Raw genomic sequence first — 8,944 nt, 5'->3', positions numbered from 1 at the left:
AAGTCAAAGAAAGAATTGATACCTTTTTGGATTGCTTGTAAAGGGGATAGTAATTTTGAAGAAAAAAAGTAAATAGCAAAACATGAAATAAACAATATAATAATAGAAAAAATAATTTGCTTATATGCGTCTTTTAAAACCAACATTTCCAACTCATCTTGCTTTTGAGTTGCGCAAGCAATATAGCTTACTTTAGCTTTTGAATTATCTATATTAGCGCAAATTCCAAATCTTTCTTCTTGTGTATCAACGCTTATATATTCAAATGTTTTATAATCTCCAAATTGTTGATGATATTTTTTTATCTCTTCTATACTTGGATGTTGAGTTAAGATTAGTGATTTATTATTTGAAGCAAAAGGAATAGAGCTTGTTGTATCAAAAACAAAAACATTTCCTGGAAGTTTTTCAAAGGTCTTTTGCAAAGATGTTAGTAGTAAATCAACACCTAAAACACCTATCAACTTACCATTTTTCTTAATCGGGGTAGAATAAGTAAAACTAGGTAATTTTGTAACAGAATCTTCATAAACATCACTTATAAACACTCCATCATTTGCAATAGCCCCTTTATACCAGTCTCTAGAAGTAGCATCGTAACTTGGATCATCATAAGAAGAAATTCCACCACCTCTTTTTCTAAAATTAACCCCCTTTTTATCAGAAACAGTATCACTTACAAGCATAGTTCCATCGGGAAAACCAACATAGACAGCTAAAGTATTTGATCCATCTTTAAAAATTTTTAAATCATCTCCTAGCATTTGCTCCATAGAATCAAAATTTAAAACTTGATTTTTTCCCAAAGAATCAATGTATTTTTTTATGGCAAGTAAAATATCTATATAGCCATCAACATATCCTTCTACTTGAGTTTCTGTGATCAATAAATAATCTTCATTCGCTTGTTTACTGTTTGAAATTAAATTATTTCTACTAGAAACAAATGCCATTATAGTGATTATTGATAAAGCTAAAAAGACAATAACACCAACAACAATGGACAATTTATTTTTCACACTCATTTGTGTATTTGCATTCATGTATCTCCTTTTTTTGTATTTAAATTGAAGTATTTTAGTAAATATATTTTATCAAAAAAATAATAAATTTTAATAAAAATTATATATTATGACAAAATATTTGTTTATTATTTAAAATAATACTCTGCTGGTTTAGTGAAGAAAAATTAGGTATATAAGCATAACCACTAATAGGATTTATAACTATACATATATGCTGATCTTGTTTATTAGATAATCTTATAATGCAGTTATTATTAAAAGATGAGAGCTTATCATAAGGACGCATAGCATTTTTCAAAGGTGTATATAAGCGACCATAATCATCAAAAATTAAACGCGTACTTCCCTTGCAAGCACCTTCAAACAAAACTTTTGAAATACCATATGTTTTTTCTATATTATATTTTAAATTTGCCTTAGAATCATTTTGATTTATTACTCCGCTTTGTCCTGAGTTCATCAATAAGTTTGGATTAATTAAATCAACAGCTATTTCTCTGTCTTTATTAATCATGTTTTTACCTATATTTGCATTACCATCACCATTTTTATCTAAAAAAATAGTATAAGTTTGTTCATTATTTGTAGCTGACTTTGAGCGTATGAAATATAATTGCCATTTGGCTTTAAACCACTCTCGTTTAGCAATATTAAATTCTTTTACTCTAAAATCATTTTGTATTAATGCTAAATGTCTTGTGTATTTAATATCATTTAAAATTTGTTCAGCCCCTAAACGCAAATAGTCAGGTTTGTAATAAAAATACCCCATAGAAAACAATAAAGATAATATAATACAAACAAAAACTAATTCTATTAAAGTAAAAGCTTGTTTCATTTTATATAATAATAAATTTTATGCCTACCTAAACTAACATATATCTTACTAGTTTTTTTACTAGAATGAAGTTCTAATTTACCTTTGGAAATACCATAAAATTTAAGTCTTAAAGCTAACTCTTTATCTTTAGTGAAAATATGTGTAAAATTTCTTTGTTTTAACTTTAAAGACAATTCTTTAGCAATATGATAATCATAAGCAAAATGTTTTTTTGGATCTTTTAATAAATAATAAAAACTTTGATTAAAAATAATACCAAGATAAAAAAATAGTAAAAAAACTAAAGAGCATTCTATAAAAATTTTATATTTTAGGCGTAATTGTGGCATTCTTGAGCGATAAGAAGACATTAAATAACGAACTAATAATGGAGTACAAACTACACAAAAAGGTAAAAAGTCTTCTAAAAAAAGTCTTTGTCTTATAGAAAAAATCAAACAAAAAACGAAAGTAGTTGCACTAATAAACCATAAAAGAGGTTTATCATCTTGTAAAAGAATTCTATAAATAACATAAAAAAAATAAAGAAAAATTAAAGGTGAAAAGCAAGCTGCAAAAATACCTAAAGTATCTAAAAAATATCCTTTAGGTTTTCCACTTGCATCAAAACCATAAATACTCATTGCAATAGCAAATAAAATCAAAGAGCATGCAATAAGTAATTTATCTTTTTTATATATAGCAAAAAAGAAAAAAGATAAATATAAAATTACAAAATTTCCATCTACAAAAAGAACTAAAAAAAACAAGATATAAAATAAAAAGAATTTTTTATATTCAAACAGCACCAAAATCAAAAGCGTAAAAAATATTACTACGCTAGATTCATTGATAAGTAAAGCACTGGCTACACTACCAGGAAGCAATATAAAAAGCACAACAGAAATAAAAGCATCAAAAGAAGTTTTGGTGTATCTTAAAGCCAAAATATACAACAAAATACAACTTAAAGAATGCAACAAAACAAACGGAAGTCTTAATCCAAAATCATTTTGTCCAAGAAGAGTAGTACCAAATCTAGCAATCATAGCAATTAAGCTATGATCGTAAAAATAAATTTGTGCTTCATTATAGCTGATAGATAAAGTGCTTACACCATATAATAAAGCACAAAAATCAAAAAATAAAACGGCTAATAAATACCTTTTCATTTTTAATTAGTCAAGTTTTACAGGCCCATTACTTGCATGAGATTGTAAAAATCTTAAAATTCTATCTTTTTCCGCATCAGTGATTTTAGCAAAACCTTGCATAGCAGATAAATATGCATCCCATTCTTCCATTAAATGTTCTTTTGGTTTATGTGCTGCGTGACAACTTGTGCAAGTATCATAATAAGTTAATTCTATCTCATCCCAAGCAAGAATTTCTTGATCGGTCAAATCTTTACTTTTAACTAAAAATTCCATTTCATTACTTGCATTTTTACCATTTAAAGTAAGTAAAAGATAAATTCCATCTTTGGTATAAGCAAGGCTTTTTGGATTTGACTCTACAACCTCACCTTTGACTTTAATTAAAGAGTATTCGCCTTCTTCTTTTATAAGCTCCACTTTAGAGCCTTCATAAATTTGTCCTACTACTTTTTTACTAGCACTATCTAAAAGATCTACTTTTTCATTAAAAATAAACATATCTTTAGCAAACAAAGCACTAGCTAAAAAAGTTAATGTTAATATAATTTTCTTCATTTTAAGCTCCTATGATTTCTGGTGGTGTAGTTGAATTATAAGGTTTTATAACTTCTTTTAGCTTTTTAATACCCACTAAGCAAGTATTTACACTAGTTGCTTGAGCCATAGTTGAAGTTGGTCTTGAGCTTGTTAAAACATTTACATGACCTGCATTACATCTTGGCTTGCTATCGCTTACATCTTCAGGGTCATACCAAGCACCTTCTTGGATACTAACAACTCCTTCCATGATATTATCTGTTACAAAAGCACCTGCTAAAAGTGACCCACGATCATTATATACTTCTACAACTTCTCCGTGGGTAATACCAAGTTTTTTGGCATCATTTGTATTAATCATCACAGGTTCTCTACCTTGAATTTTATACAAATCTCTTACCCAAGTATTATCAAGTTGAGAATGCACTCTATATCTTGGATGTGGACTTACTAAATGGAAAGGAAATTTTTTAACTAATTTTTCATTACCCAGCCACTCTGCAGGCTCAAACCATGTTGGATGTGCTTTAAAATCATCTAAATTGTATTTTTCAAATTTTGGAGAATAAATTTGGATTTTTCCACTTTCTGTTGCAAGTTTATTTGCCACAGGATCGGCTCTAAATTCAGAGTGTCTTACAAAATTATAAGCTTCTTTTGGAGTTTCAAAATGAATAAAACCTTGTTTCCAAAAGTCAGCAAATTCCATATAATAAGGACAATCACTTCTTCCATAAAAACCTTCAAGCCATTGTTGTTTTGTTTTATTACCTGTAAATTTTTTATGCTCTCTCTCGCCAATTCTTTTTGCTAATTCTTCGAAAATATCATAGTCATTTCTACTTTCAAAATAAGGCTCAATTACTTTTTTCATAGCATAAACATAATCTTGAGAATAAGAGCCACCAAAGCTAATATCATCTCTTTCTAAAGTTGTAGTTGAAGGTAATACAATATCTGCCATTTTTGCCATAGGAGTCCACCAAGGCTCATGTACAATTAATGTATCAAGTGTTCTTAAAGCTTTGATAAGTTCATTTGTATTTGGATGATGACCCAATACAGAAGCACCCACTACATACATGAGTTTAATTTTAGGATAAGTGATTTCTTTACCTTTAAATTTAACTGTTTTACCTGGATTTAAAATAGCTTCTGAAACTCTACTTGCAGGAATATTAGTATCAAGATTATTTTTACCTTGTGGTAAACCTACTGGTAATCTTACACCTGAAAATGCTTGACCACCACCTGAATAATGCATAGAAAAACCAAATCCACCACCAGGTAAGCCTACTTGACCTATCATTGAAGCTAAAACCATTAAAGTCCAATCAGCTTGCTCACCATGGTGTGCTCTTTGCATAGCCCAGTTACCTGCTAAAAAGGTTCTATTTTTTACAAAAGTATCTGCTAATGCAGTAATAACTTTTTCTTCAACGCCGGTAATATTTGCAGCCCAAGCTGGAGTTTTATCAATACCATCAGTTTTTCCAAGCAAATAAGGTAAGAATTTGTCAAAACCATCAGTGTATTTTTCAATGAATTTTTTATCATATTTTCCACTTTTATATAAATAATTCATCATACCAAGCATTAAAGCAACATCAGTATTTGGACGAATCTTAATCCACTGGGCATTTAAAATTTCTGCTGTTTGAGTATATTGAGGATCAATAGTTATAAATTTAATTTTTGATTTGCTGTATTTTTTATAATAATCATCATTACCACGATTTGCAACTTTAAAATCAATTTGATTACATTTATAAAGATCAGCTCCCCATAAAACATAAACCTGAGTGTTTTCCAAAATAACTTCATGAGAAGTTTGCAAAGAATAAACTTCCAAATCTCCTACTATGCTAGCATTTACTTTACCAGCAGCACCATTACTATACTCGCCATCAGTGCCAATATGGCCACCTAAAGCGGTATTAAAAAATCTTCCTGCTACTGAGTTGCAATTGTGCAATAAACCTACATGTCCCCATGCACCATAACTTGCATTAAATAAATTTTCAATAGGAGTTTCTTTTAATTTTTCCAATACAAGCTCTAAAGCTTTCTCCCAACTTACTCTTACAAAAGGTTCTTTACCTCTTAATTTAGGTCTTTTTTTACCTTCTAAAAAGCTTTTTCTAACACAAGGATACTTTACCCTAGTGTCTGAATAAGTTCTATCGATAATAGCATCAGTTATTACTGAAGGATGTTTATCAGATTTTTGTGGAGTAACTTTTACTATTTTTCCTTCTGAATTTACTTCAGCCCAAAAAGCACCAAAGTGAGTTGCGTGAGGAATTTTTTTAGTATCGTAAAATTTTGTTTGTGCTGCCATTAAAGGATTAACGGAAGCAACTGCTGAAGTTGCAGCAAGACCTTTTAAGAATTTTCTTCTTGTTAAACTCATGTTTGTCCTTCCTTTTAGTTTAGTATTTAATTATATTGTATTATTTATAGCTAATAATAAACTAAATTTTAATACTCCAGAAAAAATCGATCCATTCTTTAGCTTCTTTAATATAAAATTCAGGGATTAATAATGCTGAAGTTTTGTAAAAAACACTTGCTACTTTAAGCTCTAAATGAGGAAACTTTTGACTTAAGACTCTCTTAATTTCTATCATAGTTTCACCACTATCTATGATATCATCTACCAAAAGAACTTTTTTATATGAACTAAGATCAGGAATATTAAAAATTTTAATCGTATCTAATTTTTGAGTATCTTCATAATGGATAGAATTTAAAGAAAATAAATTTCTATTACCCATACCTTCTGCTAAAAAATGGCCCAAAGTCATACCACCTCTTGCTATAGCAAGTAAAACATCGGGATTAAATTCCTCTTTTATTTTGCGCGTAAAAGGGATAATTTCTTTTTGAAATTCTTCATAAGCATAATAATACATAATCACTTCCTATAAAAATTGTAATAAAAATACCAATAATGAAATTGCACTTAAAATGATAATTCCAAGATTAATTTTATCAAATTCTTTTTGCATAATACGCATAAATAAATACGCAATAAAACCAAAAGCAAAACCTGTTGTAATAGAATAAGTCAGTGGCATCATAATAATAATAAAAAACGCACTCACAGCTATTGCTTTATCTTTAAAATTAATATTTGCAACTTCCATAAACATTAAAACTCCAACAAGAACCAATACAGGATAAATAGAATTTGCAGGAATAGCTTTAAATACCGGTAGTAAAAATAAAGTGAAAACAAAACATATAGCAGTAACTAAAGCTGTAAGACCTGTTCTACCGCCTGCTTCAACTCCTGCTGAACTCTCCACAAATGCCGTTACAGTAGAGGTACCAACAACTGCTCCCATAGCTGAACTAACAGCATCTACTCCTAAAGTTTTTCCTAGTTTTTTATCACCTTGTTTTGGATCATCAAATATTTTTCCTCTTGAACCTACGCCTGTGATTGTCCCTACGCTATCAAAAAGCTGAGTAACAAAAAAAGTAAGCACTATAGGAATCATACTAAGTTCTAAAGCTCCTTTAATATCAAGCTTACCAAATATTGCACTTAAGCCATTATCTCCGTTTATAACTGGCATCGACAAAAGTTGTTCTGGAAACCTAGCTCCATCAATACCAAAAATCCAAGCACACAAAGCACTTACAAAAACAGCTAAGATAAAAGCAGCTTTAATCCTCCAAGCCCAAAAAACAAAAACTAAAAACAAACCAAATATTCCAAAAAGCACTTTAGTGCTTGAAAAATCTCCCAAGCCTACTAAAGTTGCTTCGCTTTTGGTGATAATTCCCATTTGCACAAGTCCCATAAAAGCTATAAAAGTTCCAATACCCGCTGATATAGCTTTTCTTAGATCATTTGGTATGCTTTTTATAACCCAAATTCTAAAATTAGTAAAAGATAATAAAGTAAAAACAATACCTGATAAAAAAACAGCCCCCAAAGCACTTTGCCAAGGAATTTGATAAGTATTACACACGCTAAAAGTAAAATACGCATTTAATCCCATGCCTACACTCATAGCCACAGGAGTATTAGAGAAAAAAGCACTTAAAGTAGTAGCTATAATAGTTACCAAAGCGGTTGCTACGATTAAAGCTTCTAGTGGCATACCTGAATTGCTCATTATATTAGCATTAACTGGTATAATATAAATCATTGCTAAAAAGGTAGCAATACCTGCATAAATTTCAGTTTTTACATCGCTATTATGCTCTTTAAGTTTAAAAAAATCCATTTTAATCCTTAATAAATTTTTAGTTCATTATATAAACTATCTCGCTCTATTGCTATATAACCTGAACTTTGAATCATCTCTATGAAGGTTTTTAAACTTAAGCCATTTGAACTTTTTGCTCCACCTGCACTTTGTATGCTTTCTTTTTCTATGGTACCATCTAAATCATTTGCACCAAAATCTTGAGCCACCATAGCTAAATTTATACCCATAGTTGCCCAATAAGCTTTGATATTTTTAATATTATCAAGCACTATTCTTGCTATAGCTAAAGTTTTTAAAATTTCCACCGAGCCAAGTGGCTTTTTACCTGTAATAAAACTATTATCTTGTTGCCAAACTAAAGGAATAAAAGCATTAAACCCACTTGTTTGATCTTGGAGATTTCTTAATCTTATCATGTGATTAATTCTATTTTCTCTACTTTCTATATGCCCAAATAACATAGTAGCATTACTTTGTTTGCCTTTTTCATGCCAAAGTTTGTGAATTTTTAACCAATTTTCACTACTTACCTTACCATGACAAATTCTTTTTCTAACTTCTTCATCAAAAATTTCAGCTCCACCACCTGGCATAGAATCAACACCATACTCAAGCATTTTTTCTATCACTTCTTCATAACTCATATCAAAAGCTCTACTTAAAAAATCAACCTCAGCAGCAGTTAGAGCTTTAATGTGTAAAAATGGATATTTTTCTTTAATCATTTTAAAAATTTCTAAATACCACTGCCATGATGTATTTTTATTGTGCGCTGAAACAATATGAATTTCTTTCGTATCTCTTAAAACTGTCTCATCAACTATTTTCATTATCTCTTCATGTGTCATAGTGTAAGGATTAGGATTTTTCCTATGTGCTGAAAAAGCACAAAATTTACAAGTATCTGCACATATATTTGTAGGATTAATATGTCGATTGATATTAAAATAAACCTTTTTGCCATGCAAATTAGTACGAATTTTTTGTGCATATTTAGCTAGAGTAAAAAGCTCTAAATCCCAAAGTTTATTAGCCTCTTCTTCGTTTAATCTTTCTTGATTTTCTAATTTTTCTATAATTGTTTGCATATTCTTACCATATTTTTAATTTTAAACTACAATTATAATTTTAACTTACTTAAAATTTAATACAAAGTATTTTTTGGTATGATTTTAACAA

Annotated in this window: 8 protein-coding genes; all 8 read right to left on the bottom strand. The window is 29.4% G+C overall.

What is annotated here, in order from left to right; genetic code table 11:
• Positions 1 to 1,043: cache domain-containing protein (locus tag L8U37_RS03610; protein ID WP_220566287.1), on the bottom strand; the 1,043-nt coding region annotated here is incomplete at its 3' end.
• Between the two features lie 79 nt (positions 1,044 to 1,122).
• The gene (locus L8U37_RS03605; protein WP_220566288.1) at positions 1,123 to 1,863 is read right to left on the bottom strand and encodes a Tfp pilus assembly protein FimT/FimU; all 741 of its coding nucleotides are present in this window, start codon (positions 1,861 to 1,863) and stop codon (positions 1,123 to 1,125) included.
• Positions 1,860 to 3,017 carry a hypothetical protein gene (locus tag L8U37_RS03600; RefSeq protein ID WP_220566289.1) on the bottom strand — a complete coding sequence of 386 codons (1,158 nt, stop codon included), beginning with the start codon at positions 3,015 to 3,017 and terminating at the stop codon, positions 1,860 to 1,862. The genes L8U37_RS03605 and L8U37_RS03600 overlap by 4 nt, the downstream gene beginning before the upstream one ends.
• Before the next feature lie 6 nt (positions 3,018 to 3,023).
• Positions 3,024 to 3,557 (bottom strand): hypothetical protein, encoded by a 534-nt coding sequence (locus tag L8U37_RS03595; protein WP_133319345.1) that lies wholly within the window; start codon positions 3,555 to 3,557, stop codon positions 3,024 to 3,026.
• Position 3,558: 1 nt separating this feature from the next.
• The gene (locus L8U37_RS03590; protein WP_263728610.1) at positions 3,559 to 5,952 is read right to left on the bottom strand and encodes a molybdopterin guanine dinucleotide-containing S/N-oxide reductase; all 2,394 of its coding nucleotides are present in this window, start codon (positions 5,950 to 5,952) and stop codon (positions 3,559 to 3,561) included.
• A 61-nt stretch (positions 5,953 to 6,013) separates the two neighbouring features.
• Positions 6,014 to 6,454: a phosphoribosyltransferase gene (locus L8U37_RS03585; RefSeq protein WP_133319347.1), complete on the bottom strand. Its 441-nt coding sequence runs from the start codon at positions 6,452 to 6,454 to the stop codon at positions 6,014 to 6,016.
• A 9-nt stretch (positions 6,455 to 6,463) separates the two neighbouring features.
• The gene (locus tag L8U37_RS03580) at positions 6,464 to 7,780 is read right to left on the bottom strand and encodes an NCS2 family permease (protein ID WP_263728609.1); all 1,317 of its coding nucleotides are present in this window, start codon (positions 7,778 to 7,780) and stop codon (positions 6,464 to 6,466) included.
• Between the two features lie 8 nt (positions 7,781 to 7,788).
• Positions 7,789 to 8,853: an aminofutalosine synthase MqnE gene (gene mqnE / locus L8U37_RS03575; RefSeq protein ID WP_133319349.1), complete on the bottom strand. Its 1,065-nt coding sequence runs from the start codon at positions 8,851 to 8,853 to the stop codon at positions 7,789 to 7,791.
• Positions 8,854 to 8,944 lie beyond the last annotated feature (91 nt).

It is taken from the genome of Campylobacter sp. RKI_CA19_01122, assembly GCF_025771325.1.
GTDB lineage: Bacteria > Campylobacterota > Campylobacteria > Campylobacterales > Campylobacteraceae > Campylobacter_D > Campylobacter_D lari_D.
This window is presented reverse-complemented; position numbering and strand designations above follow the sequence as displayed.